This window comes from Streptomyces sparsus (assembly GCF_054776295.1).
Genome location: NZ_BAAHCA010001365.1, coordinates 1 through 944 on the forward strand (window position 1 = coordinate 1; position 944 = coordinate 944).

The 944-nt window shown below is 74.2% G+C and carries 1 protein-coding gene; it reads left to right on the top strand.

The window, feature by feature from the left end:
• The first annotated feature begins 57 nt into the window (after nucleotides 1-57).
• A complete protein-coding gene (locus ACYVE9_RS28455; protein ID WP_461030766.1) occupies nucleotides 58-618 on the top strand; it encodes an adenine phosphoribosyltransferase in 561 nt (186 codons plus the stop codon).
• Nucleotides 619-944: the final 326 nt, after the last annotated feature.

Below are 944 nucleotides of genomic sequence, written 5' to 3' on the forward strand. Positions count from 1 at the left end.
GGCCGAGCGGGACACGCGGCAGGGGCCGCGGCACCCAGGGAAAGCGGCGGTGATCCGATGAGTACCGGCGCCCCCGCGTCCGACGCCCTCACCGACCTGCTGCTCAGCAGGATCCGGGACGTCGCGGACTACCCCAAGCCCGGCGTGATGTTCAAGGACATCACCCCGCTGCTCGCCGACCCGGCGGCCTTCGGCGCGCTCACCGAGGCGCTCGCCGAGCGCTGCGCCTCGCACGGCGCCACCAAGGTCGTCGGCCTCGAGGCACGCGGCTTCATCCTGGCCGCGCCCGTCGCGGTACGCGCCGGGTTGGGCTTCGTGCCCGTCCGCAAGGCGGGCAAGCTGCCCGGCGCGACGCTGTCGCAGTCCTACGACCTGGAGTACGGCAGCGCGGAGATCGAGATCCACGCCGAGGACCTCGCCGACGGCGACCGGGTGTTCGTCATCGACGACGTGCTGGCCACCGGCGGTACGGCCGAGGCGTCGCTGGAGCTCATACGGCGGTCCGGAGCCCAGGTGGCCGGCGTCGCCGTCCTGCTGGAGCTGGGCTTCCTCAACGGTCGCTCCCGGCTCACCAAGGCGCTCGACGGCGCACCTCTGGACGCCCTGGTCACCGTCTGACCCATGCCCAGCACCCGCAGGCGGGCCGCCGGAGAAGCTTCCGGCGGCCCGCCTGTTCGCGTGCGGTAGGTCTCACCTGACGGCCGGAACGACCTCCCGCGGCCGAGGTCGATACCATGGCACTCCGGCCTCTCCACAGCCGGACCTGCTCGAGGAGTGCTCTTGCCAGACGAGGTCCAGCCGCTCACCGCCGCCCAGCGCCGGGACAACGACGCGCCCGCCCCTCGGGGCGACAGCAAGAAGGGCGCGAAGCCCGGCCGCGGCGGCAAGCAGCGTGCCACGCAGTCCCCGGCCGCCCCCGCGGACGGGGCGGGCACGGCGGGCCA

What these genes read in the sequence shown, in the direction of transcription:
- ACYVE9_RS28455 (WP_461030766.1), top strand. Translation starts at nt 58, where the DNA reads ATGAGTACCGGCGCCCCCGCGTCCGACGCCCTCACCGACCTGCTGCTC.